Here is a 16,838-nt window from a genome sequence, read left to right as displayed (position 1 = left end):
TCCTCACTTGGTTTCTATATTTCCAAAATAATCGAAATGAATGGCCGGTCAAGATATTTCTGGTATTATCGAAATATCAAATTTGTGGAGGGCGCAGAGATGCAACTGGAAGAGGTCGCCAAGGCATTGAAAGAGCTGGGTCATCCGACCCGGCTGTTTATCTTCAAGCATCTGGTCAAGGCGGGAGAGCAGGGGCTGCCGGTGGGGGAGCTGCAAAAGCAGCTGGCGATCCCCGCTTCCACCCTCAGCCACCATATCGCGGCGCTGGTCTCGGTGGGGCTGGTGAAGCAAAACCGGGAGAGTCGCACCCTGCTTTGCGTCTCTCAATACGCGGTGTTGGAGGAGATCATCGCCTTTTTCCGTGATGAGTGTTGCGTCAATAGCCCGGAGCATCGGCAAGATCAAAGGCAAGAGCTGCCTTCCTGAGGGCTATGGCTGCTAGTAGTGCGGTCAGTTGCGCTGAGCGCAATAAAAAAACGCCGATCATGTGATCGGCGTTTTGCATTGTTTTTCTCAGCTACGGGCATTAACCCAGATTGGCTGCGACCTTGCTTTGGGCTTGTCCTTTGCGCTTGATGACAAAGCCAATGCCCAACACCACCAGCCAGGCTGGGATCAGTTCGACCGAGATGCGGAAATCCGGGGTCATATACATGATCACCAGGATACCAGCCATGAACGCGAGGCAGAGATAGTTGCCGAAGGGGTACCAGAACGCCTTGAACTTGGGCTGGACACCCTCTGTGACCTTGGCCTTGCGGAACTTGAGGTGCGCGAGGCTGATCATCGCCCAGTTGATCACCAGTGCGGAGACCACCAGCGCCATCAGCAGGCCGAACGCCTTGCCCGGCATCAGGTAGTTGATCAGCACGCAGAGCAGGGTGGCGATGGCCGAGACCGAGAGGGCAACCAGCGGCACGCCGCTCTTGTTGGTCTTGAGCAGGGCTTTCGGGCCGTTGCCCTGTTTGGCCAGACCGAACAGCATGCGGCTGTTGCAGTAGACGCAGCTGTTGTAGACCGACAGTGCCGCCGTCAGCACCACGATGTTGAGTACTGTGGCGACCAGATTGCTGTCCAGTGCATGGAAGATCATCACGAACGGGCTACCGCCTTCCACCACTTTACCCCAGGGATAGAGGGACATCAGGATAGCCAGAGCACCGATGTAGAAGATGAGGATGCGGTAGATCACCTGATTGGTGGCCTTGGGAATGCTCTTCTCTGGGTTGTCCGCTTCCGCGGCGGTAATGCCCACCAGCTCGAGACCGCCGAAGGAGAACATGATCACCGCCATCGCCATCACCAGACCGCTGATGCCGTTGGGGAAGAAGCCGCCTTGGGCCCACAGGTTGGTGACGCTCGCCTCGGGGCCGCCGGCACCGGAGAGGAGCAGATAGCCGCCAAAGCCAATCATGCCGATGATGGCGACCACCTTGATGATGGCGAACCAGAACTCCATCTCGCCAAACGCTTTGACGTTGGAGAGGTTGATGGCGTTGATCAGCACGAAGAAGAAGGCGGCTGACATCCAGGTCGGGATCTCGGGCCACCAGTACTGGACATAGATGCCCACTGCGGTCAGCTCGGCCATGCTCACCAGCACGTAGAGCACCCAGTAGTTCCAGCCGGACGCAAAACCGGCAAACTCGCCCCAGTATTTGTAGGCAAAGTGGCTGAAGGAGCCAGCTACCGGCTCTTCCACCACCATTTCACCGAGCTGGCGCATGATCAGGAAGGCGATAAAGCCGCCGATTGCATACCCCAGCAGGACTGAGGGGCCTGCCATCTTGATGGTTTGGGCAATGCCCAGAAAGAGGCCGGTGCCGATGGCGCCGCCCAAAGCAATCAACTGAATGTGGCGGTTTTTAAGGCCGCGCTTCAGCTCCTCACCGTCTTGTTTCAAATCCATGGGTCTGTCCTTACGTCTCTGTTGTCTCTGGTCGGTGTTGGGCTCATCCTGAGCAGGCCGCAGTGCGTAGCCAAAACCTGACGAAAGCTGTATTTATTTCGTTACGCCATGCCATTTTCAATTTTTAGTGTTGGCTGGCAACCGAAGCAGAATAGTGATAATCCGCCATTAATGCACCTGTTTTCCATCTCTAATGGCCGTATTTTGTACCAAAGGCAGCTTTTTCATGATCTGAAGAGGCTTCTTGGTAGTTTTTGGTTGATGTTTGTGCAATCGAATTCTGTTTTATTGACATTTTGTCTTGTTGGTGTGCTTTTGTGGTGCCGAGCCACAAATGGATGCAAATGATGCCAAACAAGCGAGAGTACAGAGAAGAGTGCAGGGAGTTGGAGTACAGAGAGCGCGAAAGCGTGCTGCAACAAGGGGTTGCCCGGGGTGTACTGGTGGCGCTCTGGTTAGGGATTGCCGCCAGTCCGCTGTTGTTGCTGGTAGCCGCCACCATGCTGCTGGGCTGGCTCTCGCTCGGTGATCATGGGTTGCTGTACTACTGGCAGCCACTGTTGCTGGTTGGTGGGGTAACAGGGGCGCTCGTTGGCGGCTGGCTGGCGGAGCGGGTTCGCCTGCGCCACGGTTTGCTGGCCTTTTATGCCCGGTTGATGAACAACCCTGAGCTCAATCGTTAGTTAACGCTGGCTGTTTGCCGAGCGCAGCAGAACGGAATCGAATAGCGGCTAACTGGCAGCAGGTGACAAGGGCACAACGCCAAGGTCGACAAGAAGAGGGATAAGCATTTGTGGTGTTTATCCCTTTTTTATCCATGCTTTTCACTGTCATCTATGTGAATTGCAGTTAACAACAGCTGACTTTCGCCGAGACACTGTAATTTTTATCTTTTGTTGATGTCGATAGCTGTCAAGCTAGCTTAACAGAGCTGGCGGCGCAGACCGGTTGCCTCGAGGACCTTGGCGCTGATCTCCTCCACCGAGTGGGAGCTGGTATCGAGGAAGCGGATCGCCTCCTGGCGAAACAGCCTCTCCACGCAGGCCAGCTCCTGCTCGCACTGTTCGATGGAGGAGTAGCGGCTGTTGGCACGGCGCTGGTTGCGGATCTCGTGCAGCCGCTGCGGCGCTATGGTGAGGCCAAACAGCTTGTGACGGTTGGCCTTGAGGGGGGCGGGTAGCTCCAGCATCCCCATGTCCTGCTCGATAAAGGGGTAGTTGGCGGCGCGAATGCCGAACTGCAGCGCCAGATAGAGGCTGGTGGGGGTCTTGCCGCAGCGGGAGACCCCGATCAGGATGATGTCCGCCTCATCGTACTCCTTGGTGGTGATGCCATCGTCGTTGGCCAGTGCGAAGTTGACCGCCTCAATGCGATCGTCATAGAGCTTGCGGTTCTCCATGCCGTGGGTGCGGTGGAGGCGGGGCTCGGCTTTTACCCCCAGCTCCTGCTCCAGCGGGCTGACGAAGGTGTTGAGAAAGTCGTGGCCGCACGCCTCCGATTTCAGTACCTCTTCCCGTACCAGCGGGTCGACGATGGTGTGAAACAGGATGGGGCGCACCCCGGTCTGGCGGAACTGCTCGTCGATCCGCATCCGTACCTGACGGGCTTTCTCCAGTGTCTCCACAAAGGGGATAGTGATCTGCTCGAAGGCCAGCGGAAACTGGCTCAATACCGCGTGACCGAACACTTCGGCGGTGATGGCGGTTCCGTCTGAAACATAAAATACAGTGTGCACGTAGGGCTCCTGTGATACCGCGGGTGGGGTCGCATGGGGTAAGGGGTGAGAAGTATCTCCCGAAACCATACCAGTTTTGTCAACCGGTCTGCTGTGCCCAAGTTGTGAAGTGGCTTGCAAACCTGAATCGTTATCTTTTTGTGTCGCCATTGTAGAATGTTCCGGTCATTCGACCATCCCCAACGCTTGCTCGGGGATTTTTTTGAAAACCAGTAGAAAACGTTTTCATGGTCGTTGGCAACAAAAGAAACAGACAATAACGCACCTGACTTACCCATAACCTCATCGATTAAATCGGGCGCACGAGGTGCTATGGCATCGGTGCCCACCAACCTGGAGACATGCAAGTGCAACAGTACGTACTCTGGTACGAGCAACTCGGAATGCAGGACGTAGAACGAGTTGGCGGCAAGAACGCATCCCTTGGCGAGATGATCAGCAACCTCTCTGGCGCCGGTGTATCGGTGCCGGGCGGGTTTGCCACCACCGCCTTTGCATTTAACGAGTTTCTGGAGTCAAGCGGCCTCAACGGCAAGATCCACCATCTGCTCGACAATCTGGATGTGGATGACATTGCCGCCCTCAATCGGGCCGGTCAGCAGATCCGTGACTGGGTGATCGAAGCCCCGTTCCAGAGCGCGTTGGAGCAGGCGATACGGGAGGCTTACGCCAGACTGAGTGCAGGTTTGGATGCCTCTTTTGCGGTGCGCTCCTCAGCCACCGCCGAGGATATGCCGGACGCCTCCTTTGCCGGCCAGCAGGAGACCTTCCTCAACGTGCGCGGCATCGATGCCGTCATGGTGGCCATCAAGCATGTCTTTGCCTCCCTGTTCAATGATCGCGCCATCTCCTATCGGGTGCATCAGGGTTATGACCACAAGGGCGTCGCCCTGTCGGCCGGGGTGCAGCGGATGGTGCGCTCGGATCTTGCCGCCTCCGGCGTCATGTTCACCCTGGATACCGAGTCGGGCTTCAACGACGTGGTGTTCATCACCGGCGCTCACGGTCTTGGCGAGATGGTGGTACAGGGTGCGGTCAACCCGGACGAGTTCTACGTGCACAAACCGACCCTCAAGGGGGGACGCCCGGCGGTGGTGCGCAAGACCCTCGGCTCCAAGCTTATCAAGATGACCTATTCCGGCGATGCCAGCCATGGCCGTCAGGTACAGATCGTCGACACCAATGAAGCCGAGCGCAGCCGCTTCTGCATCACGGATGCCGAGGTGATGGAGCTGGCCAGGCAGGCCCTTATCATCGAGCAGCACTATGGCCGCCCGATGGACATCGAGTGGGCCAAGGATGGGCAGGATGGCAAGCTCTACATCGTGCAGGCGCGCCCGGAAACCGTGCGCAGCCGCCAGGAGGCCAACACCCTCGAGCGTTTTGCCCTCAAGCAAGCGGGCAAGGTGCTGATCGAGGGGCGGGCCATCGGCCACAAGATTGGCGCGGGCCCGGCGCGGGTCATCTCCGCCATCAGCCAGATGGACGAAGTGCAGCCCGGCGATGTACTGGTCACCGACATGACCGACCCGGACTGGGAGCCCATCATGAAGCGGGCCTCCGCCATCGTGACCAACCGGGGCGGCCGTACCTGTCACGCCGCCATCATCGCTCGCGAACTGGGCATTCCGGCGGTGGTGGGTTGCGGCAATGCCACCGATAGCATCGAGGCTGGCCAGCTTATCACCGTCTCCTGTGCGGAAGGGGATACCGGTTTCATCTATGACGGCGAACTCGACTTCGACGTGGCGGTGACCGAGGTGGGCAACATGCCGCGCCTGCCCATCAAGATCATGATGAACGTTGGCAACCCGGACAGGGCGTTCGATTTTGCCCAGTTGCCCAATGCCGGTGTCGGTCTGGCCCGCCTCGAGTTCATCATCAACCGGATGATCGGGGTACACCCCAAGGCGCTGCTGGAGTTCGACAGCCAGAGTCCCGAGCTCAAGGTCACCATTGGCAAGATGATCGCCGGTTACGACAGCCCGCGTGAGTTCTACGTCGCCAAACTGACCGAGGGCATCGCCACCCTGGCAGCCGCCTTCTGGCCGGAGCGGGTGATCGTGCGGATGTCGGACTTCAAGTCCAACGAGTACGCCAATCTGGTGGGTGGCCGTGGCTACGAGCCCCATGAAGAGAACCCGATGATCGGTTTTCGTGGTGCGTCGCGCTACATCGCCGACAGCTTTCGCCCCTGCTTTGCCCTCGAGTGCGAGGCGATCAAGCGGGTGCGTGATGTCATGGGGCTGACCAACGTCGAGGTGATGATCCCCTTCGTGCGCACTGTAGGCGAGGCGGAGCAGGTGATCGACATCCTGGCCGAGAACGGTCTGCGCCGTGGCGAGCGGGGGCTCAAGGTGATCATGATGTGCGAGATCCCGAGCAACGCCCTGCTGGCAGACAAGTTCCTCGAGCACGTGGACGGCTTCTCCATCGGCTCCAACGACATGACCCAGCTCACCCTTGGGCTGGATCGGGACTCGGGGCTTATCGCCCACCTGTTCGACGAGCGCAACGAGGCGGTCAAGGCGCTGCTGGCGATGGCCATTGCTGCCGCCCGCAAGGCGGGCAAGTACGTGGGGATCTGTGGCCAGGGCCCGTCTGATCATCCGGACTTCGCCGCCTGGCTGGTGGAGCAGGGGATAGACTCGGTGTCGCTCAACCCGGATACCGTGGTCGATACCTGGCTCTATCTGGCGGAGCAGCATGGCCGCAAGTAAGCCGCTGTCGCAGTGAAGAGAATAGAATAGAAAGGGGGCCATGATGGCCCCCTTTGTTATCCCGCTGACGAGACCTATTTTGGTTGCCGCTCGGCCCCCGACAGCTCGATCTGTACCTTCACCCCCTCGCTCTGGAGCTTGGTGGCGATGGCATTGAGATCGGTGCCCGATTTGGCCTCCAGCAGGGCGATACCGCCGCTGCTCTGCTTGAAGTTCAAGCCGTGGCGCGTCGCCAGCGCCTTGGCAGTAGCATCGTCAGCCTCCACCAGCAGGGTACCGCTGACGGTGAGCTCGGGGCTGGCCGCCCCCTGCATCAATACGTCGCCGCGGCGCAGGCTCTGCTGCGGCACTTTGTCATCCAGACTGCGGGTGACCCGCTTCTTGCTGCCGTTGTCGGGAATGAGGTAGGTCTGGCCGTTCACCTCTATGGTGCTGTACTGCTTGCCATCCATGGTGACGGACTCCTCGGCGCAGAGCTGTCCCGAGAGAGGGGCCAGCAGGGTTGCCAGAAGCAAGGTAACAGGTTTGTTCATGGTAATACTCCTAGCGTGTTAGCTGCGATTGGCATCGTGACCCAGGACCCGCAGGGACCATGAGATCAGCTTGCCCGGTTGACGGTTGTTGCGCTCGGTCAGGGTGGTGCGCTCCTTGGTCTTGCGATTGAGCAGAGAGACCTGACGGGTACCGTTGGCAACGTCGGTTACCTCCAGTCGCCACTGGCCTTCGGCCGATTCACCGTAGAACTTGTGGGAGAGCAGGCGCATGTCACGCAATCCCTTGGTGCGCACAAAGCCCAGCTGCTGCTGGTCGAGAGATTGGCCGACCAGGCTGTTGAAGGGGCTCAGCAGGATGCTGCGGGTGCCGGCGGGGGAGACCAGTTCGATCAGAAGATCAGGCAGACGCTGGTGATCCAGGCTCACCATCACCTGAACCGCTTCGACCGTCAACGGTGTGGCAATGCGGGTTGTCGAGCTGGTCGGGCTGTTGCCCACATCCGGGATGGCAGCGGCACTGCCGGTGACATTGATCTTCTGCCACGGCAGCTGCACCAGCGGGGGGAGAGGCTGGTGATTGGCTGCCAGCTCAAGCGCCTTGTTGACGTCGATCAGACCGAAACCGTAAGTCGGGCTGAACCACATGCCGGCGGCATTGCGCTCCCACCCTTCCAGCCCTTTCACGTCGCGCACCTTGCCGGTGCTGCTGGTGTAGCTGACCATCACGGGCTGATGTTTGGCATCGACCCGGGTAGCGCTGCGCGCCAGCAGATCCCGAAAATCGCGTACTGACAGATCCGGGTAGGCGGACATCAGCAGTGCCATGGCGCCCGAGGTGCTGGGGGTGGCGGAGGAGGTGCCGTTCATGACGCCGTTGTAGTCGCAACTGGCATCCAGCTGCGGGTTGCCGTGCAGCCGGTTGGTGCGGGGATCGTCGGTGCGGTTATAGCCCATATCGCAGCCGGGCAGATCCGTGGTCACCATGGCGGGGGAATCGGTACCGTACTCGCCGCCGGTGGCGCTCAGGAAGACGTTGCTGCCGACGCTGGAGTAGGAGGATCTGACGCCATCTGCGTTGAGCGCGCTCACCACCAGGTTCCAGAAGTTGCTGTTTGAGGGGTCGATGTTGCTGTTCTCAAACGGCAATTTGGGGCCGTTGCCGGTGCGATTGAGCACATAGCCACCCGCCGCTATCTTGTTGAAGCCGTTGCCGGCAGCCTTGATATAGGCGGCACTCTGCGCCTTGAGGGTTTGCTGTTCGAACAGGCGGTCGAGCTGGGCCTGATCCAGATCGTTGGCCGGACGGGGATCGACCAGGCTCATGCCATAGCTCTGGTTGAACACCCGGTTATCACGGCTGGCATCGCTGTCGCCAAGGGCGTAGAGCCAATCTTTCTGCAACTGCTGGCTGTTGTCGTCCAGCAGGTTGAACCCCTGCAACTGGGCTCGCGGGGCAATCCCCTTGGTCCCGATGGCGTTGTCCACCGCTGCAATGATGCCGGAGACCGAGGTGCCGTGGGCCGAATCCGGATCGGTCGGTGTCGGGTCATCGCTGCCGGTCACCACGTTTTTCGACCCCGGGCGCACGTTCTCCGCCAGATCCGGGTGGGCGATAGCCAAGCCATCATCCACCACGGCCACATTGACTCCCTGGCCCAGCACACCGGTGCGATGAGCCCACCAGAGGTTGAGATCATTGCCCGCTATGCCGCCACGGGAGCTGAATCCATCCTGACCGTTGTTGAGCAGATACCACTGCTGATCCTGCAGGGGATTGGCACCTGGCAGGCAGCGCTCGGTGCTGCTGCGTCCGATATCCATGCCGCTCTCCTTGCCGGTGAGCGGCGCACAACCTTCATTTGCCTGAACGAGCGCACTGGGCAGGGTCGACAGCAGTGCTGTGATCGCCAGTGCTAACGATGTTTGCTTCATTATTTTTTTAACTCCATCTTGGATCGCACTCATCCTGAGTGCGACGGAAATCTATACACGGGTGACAGGGGTTCAAAAAGAGCCATTTTCAAAAAACGTAATGAGGTTCAAAGAAATCCGATTTAGTTTGTGGTAGGTATTCCAATGACACTGGTTATGTGTTCTATTGAGAATGGTTCTCACCGCTCGCTACTGATCTTTTTATCCGTAATTCACTCCTCTCGCGACTCTCCTTCGCCGCAGCCATCCCGATTCGGGGCAATCCCGAGGGGAGCTCGTGCGCTCTTGAAAGTGAGTGGCATGGTTGTGTGTGCCAACGTGAGTACAGCTATGCATTCGGGGGTGACAGCAAGGGTGATGAGGTGGAACCAGCGGTTTATTGCTTGGCGGCAGTGGATGGCTCTGTTATGGTAACCAAAATAGCCGTTTGGATGGCTAGATTGCTGCGGTTTGAGGGGCCTAATCTCTGAGAGACCCCCGCCGCAGTCCCATAGTTTGATGCGTACCTGACAGGGAGTCCCTATGCAGTTTCGTTCCTTCTTATCTTCTCCTTTGACTGCTTCCTTGCGCGCCACTGCTGGCGCCAGCACTTTTATTGCCGCGATGGCGGTCGGGAGCCTCTCTTTTTCCGCGGTTGCCGCCGATGCGTCCTTGCCGACCAAACAGGAGATTGTGATTGGTACCACGGTGGGGGATTTTGCCGACATGGTGACCGATTCCATCAAGCCGCAGCTGGAGGCCAAGGGGTATAAGGTCAAGCTGGTGGAGTTCACCGACTATGTGACCCCCAATATTGCTCTGGCTGACGGATCACTAGATGTGAACTGCTTCCAGCACAAACCTTATCTGGAGAGTTTTGCCAAAGATCGCGGCTTGTCGCTGGCGCCCATTACCCAGGTGCCAACTGGCCCGATGGGGCTCTACTCCGGCAAGCTGGCGGCACTCGACAAGGTGAAAGAGGGGAGCACGGTGGCCATCCCCAACGATCCCACCAATCAGGCGCGGGCTCTGCTGATGTTGCAGGATCTCGGTTGGCTGACCCTTAAGGAGGGGATCAACCCGCTCAAGGCGAGCGAGTTTGATGTGGTGAACAATCCGCACAATCTCAAGCTGGTGTTGCTGGAGGCGGCGCAACTGCCCCGCTCGCGCGAGGATGTGGACTTCTCGGTGATCAACGGTAATTTTGCCGCCTCCAGCGGTATCCCGTTCAGTGAAGGACTGTTTCTGGAGCGCAGCTACGATTTTATCAACTGGGTGGTGGTGAAAAGCGCAGATGCGGATCAGCCTTTTGCCAAAGATGTGGCGGCGGCCTACAACTCGGCGGCTTTCAAAGCCTATGCAGCCAAGCGTTTCGTCGGCTACAAGTACCCGCAAGGGTGGGGTGGCTGACAGTCGTGAACGTGGCCCGGCTATACAACGAAAAACGCCCCGAATTCGGGGCGTTTTTTATGGTAGCAAGCCATCAACGGGCGCTTCACTGGTTGCGATAGAAGCGGTTCAGCTCGTTCATCACCTGGATCATGGCGCCCATATCCGGGGTGCCGTGCTTGATCGGGCGATAGCTGTTGCGCTCCAGCAGTTCGAAGTCACCCTGCTTGTTGAAGTGGGTGATGGTGTCCCCTTCATAGATGGCGAAGTCGTTCTGATCCCCGGCCAGCAGCCAGTTGCGCGGGCTGGTATCAAACAGCGAGCGGCCAACGCTATAATCGCGCGCCGGATTGCGCACGCCCAGCATCCCCTGCATCAGGGTCGGCGCCAGATCGAAATGGCTGCTTGGTTGCTCCCGAACGTCACTGCCGCGCCCCGGCCAGGCCAGTACCAGCGGTACCTGCACCTGATAGGGTGAGTAGTTGCTGCCTGCGCCCCAGCTGTTGCTGCGGGTGTCGTTGAACTCCTGACCGTGGTTGGAGGTGATGACGACGATGGTGTTGCTGTCCATCCCCTGGGACTGCAATTTGGTCAGCATCTGCTCAAGCAACTGGTCGGTATAGAAGACCGAGTTCTTGTAGCGGTTCTCCAGTTTTTGCAGGTTCTCCGCCCGATAGGCGGTCGCCGGATTGAAGTTGGCGAGCTCCGGTTGGAACGGCCCCTTCATGGTGGCGGGCAACTGGTAGTCGCCTGGGCTCGAGAGATAGACCAGCGAGAACCAGGGACGCTCGGGAGAGCGCTTCTCCAGCCACTGCTGCCAGTCGGTCAGCAGCTTGCCATCGTCACTCTGCTCGGAGACAAACACCTGCTTGCGCAGACCGGCGAGGATGCTCTTGCGATACTTCTGGGCATCTTCCATCGCGCCGAATAGCCCGAACTGGTAATCCTGGCGCAGCATCTCGTCGAACAGCACCGGCGGACGCTTGTCGCTGCTGATGTCCTTGTAGTAGTGGCCGGGCAACCCGTAGAAGAGGCTGAACATGCCCATCAGATCATCGTTGCCACCACTCAGGTGATTGCGGAACGTCAGATGCTGATCCGCATAGCGCTGCAGATTGGGCATGTTGATGTTGTTGAGCATGTCAAAACGCAATGAGTCGACCACCACAATAAGCAGATTGTTGTGAGTCAGGGGGGCGTTGACGTTGAGCGGGCGCAGCGGATAGTGCATCCGGCTGTCGCTGTTATCCCCCTGGGAAGCAGCCTGCTTCTCGTATTGATCCAGATCCAGCCAGCCATGTTTGGCCAGGAAGGAGCGGGCCGTCATGGGGTAGGAGAGGGGGAAGTTGGCTCTCTGCATGGTGATCGGCTGATAGAGGGTCGCATCCGCCCAGCTGTTGACCACGTGGGTCAGAATAAAGCAGATCAGCAGGGCCAGCCCCACCTGATTGCCGTACTGGCGGCGCTTGCGCTTGTTGATCTTGCGCCAGACATAGGCCGACAGCAGCAGTTGCAGCAGGAAGATGGTGGGCACGGCAACGAAGATGATGCTCCAGATTGAGCCCTCTTCGGTTTGCGCCTGATCCAGCAGCAACTGCCATACCTGACTGTTGAGGTGGAACTTGAACAGCCGGAATACCTGGGTGTCGATCAGCAGCAGCACCAGCGCCAGGGTAGCGATGATGGCCGAGATGAACCGCAACGACTTCTCCTTGGGCAGCACGAAGCTGAGCGGGAAGATCGTCAACAGGTAGGTGACAAAACTCAGAAACGAGAAGTGGCCAATCCAGCTTACAACGAGATAGATCACGCCAAGCGTGGTCGATGGCCAGCTGATGGCACCCAGATAACGGGTGGCGATGAGCATGGCCAGAATAATGTTGAAGAAGGAGAACCAATGCCCCCAGGTGATCAGGCGAGAGACATTATCACGATAGGGGTTACCGGTTTCGACCATAGTGATCCATCTGCGTTGAGAAACGTCAAATCAACAGAGTCGGGGACTCAGTGTGCGTCGTGGCGATTATCGACCGATGCGGTCAGGGCCTGGACAAACTTTTCAGTGATGGCCTGGCGCTGGGCCGGTGCCATACCGTTGATGATATTGGTGGTCAGATTGCCAAGCACCATAAGGCTGAGATCCACCGGCGCTTTATGCTTTTCCAGCGCGGTGATCAGGTCGTTCATCAGGGCGTCAAATTGCTCGTTATTGTACTTTGATACGATAGGCATAATCTTCAGTTCATCTCGGTTCAAAGCGCCTTATAATACTTCACCCTTTCGGCTAACACTATGGCTTTGTGACATGAGTCTCGATATCGACAAGATCATTCTTCACTCCTTGCGCCAGGGCGGCGATGGTCAACCCCACGCCGATACCCGCAGCCAGACCCTGCCCCCTGATGAGGCGGTACAGGGACTGATGGCGGAACTGCATCGGATCTACAACGGCAAGGGCGGCAAGGGCTTTGGCTTCTTTGCTGACCCCGAGGCCGCCGTCGCCGAGCTGGCCGACGGCATCGATGCTCCCAAGCAGCCTTCACCCGCGTTTCGTATCGCCCTCGAACAGCTGCTCGACGAGCAGACCGAATTCGTTCCCTTCTCGGTCACCGTGACCCAGATGCTGGTCAAGCAGCTGGTGGAGCATGCCCTCGATGAGCAGGGGGTGCTGCTGTTTGCCAAATATAACTACGTCGGGGTCGATTATCTGCTGATTGCCCTGCTGGAGGGCAAGGAGAGCGTCACCGTCAGCGAAGCGCTGGAATTACGCCATATCCAGTATCTGGATATCGGCAAACTCAATCTGGTGGCCCGCATTGATTTGACCGAATGGAAAACCCAACCTGATTCGCGCCGCTATATCACCTTCAGCAAGGGGCGCATTGGTCGCAAACTGGGCGACTTCTTTATGGATCTGCTGGGTGCCCGCGAGGGCATGGATGCCAAGGTACAAAATAAAGGCTTGCTGCAGGCGGTCGAAGATTATTGCGACAGTCGTCAGCTCGAACCGACCGAGCGCAATGACTATAAAAAGCAGGTCTTCAAATATTGCACCGAACAGGCGAGTGCCGGTGAAGAGATCGAAATCAAGGAGCTGTCTGCAGAATTGCCTGGCGACGGTGACCTCGATTTTTACAGCTTTATCGGTCAGGAGTATGAGCTGGAAGAGCGTTTCCCGGCGGATCGCTCTACCCTGCGTGGTTTGACCAAGTTTGTTGGCTCCGGCGGCGGTCTGACTCTGAGCTTTGAGCAGAAGCTGTTGAACAGCCGGATCTTTTACGACCCCCAGACCGACACCCTGACCATCAAGGGTGTGCCGCCCAATCTTAAGGATCAGCTGCTGCGCCAGTCGTAGTCATGCTCCCGAGTGTGATCAACTCGTCATTTCTGGCAAAAAGAGACTCCGCCCCGGCGGGGTCTCTTTTTTTATTGCGCCAGGGCAGACCTCGAAACTGGCGCGGTACTTTGTTAACAAATCAAACAAAATAAACCATCTGAAAGGGTTTTCATTGAGGTGAAAACCCTTTCACTCATGAAATTTTATTTCATTTTGGTAATTATTATTCTGTGGTTGTCTGGAATTAAGCCGATAAATGGCCGTAATTCCCTGAAATAAGAAAATGTTTTCAAAACTTTCTGGAAGGAAATACGTAATTGCATTTCAAAAATGCGAGTTGCGTCATGTGAGCCGTTTGCCGCTTGGGATAATATTCATCTCGCACACAATGCTCTTACAGCGCGGAACTAATACAAGGAAAGGCTCATGAAAAAGAAATTGCTGTCATCCCTGATCGGTCTGGCCACTCTTGGCGTCGCTTGCTCTGCTACTGCTGCCATCGATGAAGGCCAGCTGACCATCTGGATCAACGGTGACAAGGGATACAACGGTCTGGCTGAAGTGGGTAAGAAGTTTGAAGCAGAAACCGGCATCAAGGTTACTGTGGCTCACCCGGATCAGGTTGAAGTGAAATTCCAGCAAGCCGCCGCCACTGGCAACGGCCCGGACATCTTCTTCTGGGCTCACGACCGTTACGGTGAGTGGGTCAAAGCCGGTTTGCTGGTTCCGGTAACGCCGAACGCTGCCACCAAAGGCAAATTTGAACAGCTGGCATGGGATGCCATGACTGTTGATGGCAAAACCTATGGCTACCCGGTTGCCATGGAAGCAGTCAGCCTGATTTATAACAAGGACCTGCTGCCCGAGCCGCCGAAAACCTTCGAAGAGATCGCCAAGATTGACGAGACTCTGAAGAAAAACGGCAAGCGCGCCATCATGTGGGCTTATGACACCCCGTACTTCAGCTATCCGCTGGTGGCTGCCAACGGTGGTTACGCCTTCAAGAAAACCGCTACCGGTTATGACGTCAAAGATACCGGCGTGAACAACGCAGGTGCCAAGATGGGCGTGGGCTACATCTCCGAGATGATCAAGTCCGGTCACCTGGAAAAAGGCATCGACTACGGTGTGATGGACGCCAAGTTCAACAAGGGCGAAGTGGCCATGATGATCAATGGCCCCTGGGCCTGGAGCAACCTGGACAAGAGCGGCATCAAGTACGGCGTAGCGCCGCTGCCGACCCTGAACGGCAAGCCGGCCAAAGCCTTCGTTGGCGTACTGGGTGCCACCATCAACGCTGCCAGCCCGAACAAGGATCTGGCTATCGAGTTCCTGGAAAACTACCTGCTGACCGATGCCGGTCTGGCGCCGGTTAACGCCGACAAGCCGCTGGGTGCCGTTGCGCTGAAATCCTTCCAGAAGACCCTGGAATCCGATCCGCACATCAAGGCCACCATGCTGAACGCTCAGGCTGGCGAGCCGATGCCATCCGTTCCCGAGATGAGCCGTTTCTGGTCTTCCTTCGAAACTGCCCTCAAGAACGTGACCTCCGGTCGTCAGGGTGTTGACGAAGCGCTGGATACCGCTGCCAAGCGTATCGTTCAGTAAGCACGCACTACCCGGGAGGCCGTCATGGCCTCCCACTCTCTCAAATCTCTCTTGGCGTTATAAAGGTTAATTGGCATGGAAGTAGTACCTTCTGTTGAGTCCTATGCCGGTCCGAAGGATAAGCACACCTGGCTTAAGTGGACCATAGCGGCCCTGGTTGCCATCCTCAACGGCTACGCAGCCGTGATGATGTACGCCAGTGGCGAGTGGGTATTCGCGCTGCTGGATCTGGTGGTGGTTTCCGTCGGTCTGTATGTCTTCATGAACAAGAAGACCTATGCCCATCGCTACATCTTTCCGGGTGTTGCGGGCATGGTTGTGTTTATCATCTTCCCTCTTGCCTACACCATTGGCATTGCCTTCACCAACTATTCGGGGTCCAACTTGCTCTCCGTGGAGCAGGCGCGGGACTACCACCTGAAGAAAACCTACAAGGTGGCGGGCGGTGAATTCGATTTTACCCTGCTGGGTGGCGACAACGGCCAGTTCCAGCTGCTGCTGACACAGGATGATCAATCCTTTATCAGCCAACCTGTTTCCCTGATGACCAACAAGGCCCGTGAGCTGGCGTCCCGCGAGGGCCGTGTGCAGAACACCCAGCAAGTGGTCGAGCTGCAGCCCTTCACTGGCGAAGCGGCCAGCAAGGCCGCACCGATCCGCGCCATTGTTGAGCATCGTACTCACCTGAGTGACCTTGATCTGGTGCTGCCGGATGGCGGTACCCACCTGACCCTGAGCAGCCTGCGCAAGTTTGCCGCCCAGAAGCAGCACTACACCCGTCTGATGGATGGTGCCGTGCTCAAGTCCGGCGTGGTGATCAAAGACAGCAACCTGCTGCGTGATACCCAGAATGGCGAGCTGATGCTGCCCAATGGCGAGACCGGCTTCTATCAGTACATCGACGAACAGGGTCAGTTTGTCGGCAAGGGTATTGCTCCGGGCTTTGTGGTGAGCGTCGGTTGGAAGAACTTCGCGCGCATCGTCACCGATCCGGGCATCCAGTCACCCTTCCTGCAGATCTTCATCTGGACCGTGATCTTCTCAACCTGCTCCGTCGCTTTCACCCTGGCTATCGGCATGGTGCTGGCCTGTCTGGTGCAGTGGGAAGAACTCAAGGGGCGCGGTTTCTATCGGGTCATGTTGATCCTGCCCTATGCGATCCCGGCGTTTATCTCCATCCTGGTGTTCAAGGGGTTGTTCAACCAGAACTTCGGTGAGATCAACATGTTCCTGGAAGCGGCGTTTGGCATCAAGCCGGACTGGTATACCAACCCCTTCCTGGCCAAGGTGATGATCCTGATTGTCAACACCTGGCTCGGCTACCCCTACATGATGATCCTCTGCATGGGCCTGCTCAAAGCCATTCCGGAAGATCTCTATGAAGCGTCCGCCATGGATGGTGCCGGTCCGGTACAGAACTTCTTCAAGATCACCGTGCCGCTGCTGATGAAGCCGCTGACACCGCTGTTGATTGCCTCGTTCGCCTTCAACTTCAACAACTTCGTGCTTATCCAGTTGTTGACCAACGGTGCGCCCGACATCATCGGCGCCAGCACTCCGGCCGGTACCACCGACTTGCTGGTGAGTTATACCTACCGGATTGCGTTCCAGGGATCGGGTGGTCAGGACTACGGTCTGGCCAGTGCCATCGCCACAGCTATCTTCCTGATAGTGGGGGCGCTGGCGCTGCTCAACCTGAAATTGTCCAAAGCCGACAAGCAGCTGTAAGGAGGCT

The 16,838-nt window shown here is 57.6% G+C and carries 13 protein-coding genes; 7 read left to right on the top strand and 6 right to left on the bottom strand.

The genetic code is table 11. The annotated features are described in order from the left end of the window. Positions 1–99 precede the first annotated feature (99 nt). Positions 100–426 (top strand): ArsR/SmtB family transcription factor, encoded by a 327-nt coding sequence (locus ACTG2T_RS01135; RefSeq protein WP_005344826.1) that lies wholly within the window; start codon positions 100–102, stop codon positions 424–426. Positions 427–526: 100 nt separating this feature from the next. Here ACTG2T_RS01135 and ACTG2T_RS01130 read toward each other — a convergent pair whose 3' ends face one another. Next, positions 527–1,909 (bottom strand): amino acid permease, encoded by a 1,383-nt coding sequence (locus ACTG2T_RS01130; protein WP_236283224.1) that lies wholly within the window; start codon positions 1,907–1,909, stop codon positions 527–529. A 386-nt stretch (positions 1,910–2,295) separates the two neighbouring features. Here ACTG2T_RS01130 and ACTG2T_RS01125 point away from each other — a divergent pair, with 386 nt between their 5' ends. Further along, a complete protein-coding gene (locus ACTG2T_RS01125; RefSeq protein ID WP_439973767.1) occupies positions 2,296–2,592 on the top strand; it encodes a hypothetical protein in 297 nt (98 codons plus the stop codon). Positions 2,593–2,831: 239 nt separating this feature from the next. Here the strand turns inward: ACTG2T_RS01125 and ppsR are convergent, their stop codons facing one another. Beyond that, positions 2,832–3,644, bottom strand: a complete 813-nt coding sequence (gene ppsR / locus ACTG2T_RS01120) for a posphoenolpyruvate synthetase regulatory kinase/phosphorylase PpsR (RefSeq protein WP_005344832.1) — start codon at positions 3,642–3,644, stop codon at positions 2,832–2,834. Positions 3,645–3,985: 341 nt separating this feature from the next. On the opposite strand from ppsR, the gene ppsA reads away from it, so the two are divergent. Further along, positions 3,986–6,364 carry a phosphoenolpyruvate synthase gene (gene ppsA, locus ACTG2T_RS01115; protein ID WP_330124478.1) on the top strand — a complete coding sequence of 793 codons (2,379 nt, stop codon included), beginning with the start codon at positions 3,986–3,988 and terminating at the stop codon, positions 6,362–6,364. A 74-nt stretch (positions 6,365–6,438) separates the two neighbouring features. On the opposite strand, the gene ACTG2T_RS01110 is transcribed toward ppsA, so the two are convergent. Further along, complete coding sequence (locus ACTG2T_RS01110; protein WP_043849827.1) at positions 6,439–6,897, bottom strand: serine protease chaperone; 459 nt, start codon at positions 6,895–6,897, stop codon at positions 6,439–6,441. Positions 6,898–6,915: 18 nt separating this feature from the next. Then, positions 6,916–8,790, bottom strand: coding sequence for a serine protease Asp (asp, locus tag ACTG2T_RS01105; protein WP_330124477.1), 1,875 nt, complete (start codon positions 8,788–8,790; stop codon positions 6,916–6,918). Positions 8,791–9,393: 603 nt separating this feature from the next. Here asp and ACTG2T_RS01100 point away from each other — a divergent pair. Continuing rightward, positions 9,394–10,179 (top strand): MetQ/NlpA family ABC transporter substrate-binding protein, encoded by a 786-nt coding sequence (locus ACTG2T_RS01100; RefSeq protein WP_050552791.1) that lies wholly within the window; start codon positions 9,394–9,396, stop codon positions 10,177–10,179. An 85-nt stretch (positions 10,180–10,264) separates the two neighbouring features. On the opposite strand, the gene ACTG2T_RS01095 is transcribed toward ACTG2T_RS01100, so the two are convergent. Then, on the bottom strand, positions 10,265–12,115 hold the full coding sequence (locus ACTG2T_RS01095; protein WP_005352950.1) for a DUF3413 domain-containing protein: 1,851 nt from the start codon (positions 12,113–12,115) through the stop codon (positions 10,265–10,267). 47 nt (positions 12,116–12,162) lie between these two features. After that, positions 12,163–12,390, bottom strand: a complete 228-nt coding sequence (locus ACTG2T_RS01090) for a YejL family protein (protein ID WP_005333874.1) — start codon at positions 12,388–12,390, stop codon at positions 12,163–12,165. A gap of 73 nt (positions 12,391–12,463) precedes the next feature. On the opposite strand from ACTG2T_RS01090, the gene yejK reads away from it, so the two are divergent. From yejK to malF, 3 genes are all read left to right on the top strand, one after another. After that, positions 12,464–13,513: a nucleoid-associated protein YejK gene (gene yejK / locus ACTG2T_RS01085; RefSeq protein ID WP_005361452.1), complete on the top strand. Its 1,050-nt coding sequence runs from the start codon at positions 12,464–12,466 to the stop codon at positions 13,511–13,513. 408 nt (positions 13,514–13,921) lie between these two features. Next, positions 13,922–15,103 carry a maltose/maltodextrin ABC transporter substrate-binding protein MalE gene (malE, locus tag ACTG2T_RS01080; RefSeq protein ID WP_005333871.1) on the top strand — a complete coding sequence of 394 codons (1,182 nt, stop codon included), beginning with the start codon at positions 13,922–13,924 and terminating at the stop codon, positions 15,101–15,103. 75 nt (positions 15,104–15,178) lie between these two features. After that, on the top strand, positions 15,179–16,831 hold the full coding sequence (malF, locus tag ACTG2T_RS01075) for a maltose ABC transporter permease MalF (protein WP_005333870.1): 1,653 nt from the start codon (positions 15,179–15,181) through the stop codon (positions 16,829–16,831). The last annotated feature ends 7 nt before the right edge of the window (positions 16,832–16,838 follow it).

Origin of the sequence: Aeromonas sp. 75A, from assembly GCF_051919425.1 — a bacterium.
GTDB classification, from domain to species: Bacteria; Pseudomonadota; Gammaproteobacteria; order Enterobacterales; family Aeromonadaceae; genus Aeromonas; species Aeromonas veronii.
The sequence above is the reverse complement of the archived record's forward strand: the minus strand, read 5'-3'. Positions and strand labels throughout refer to the sequence as shown.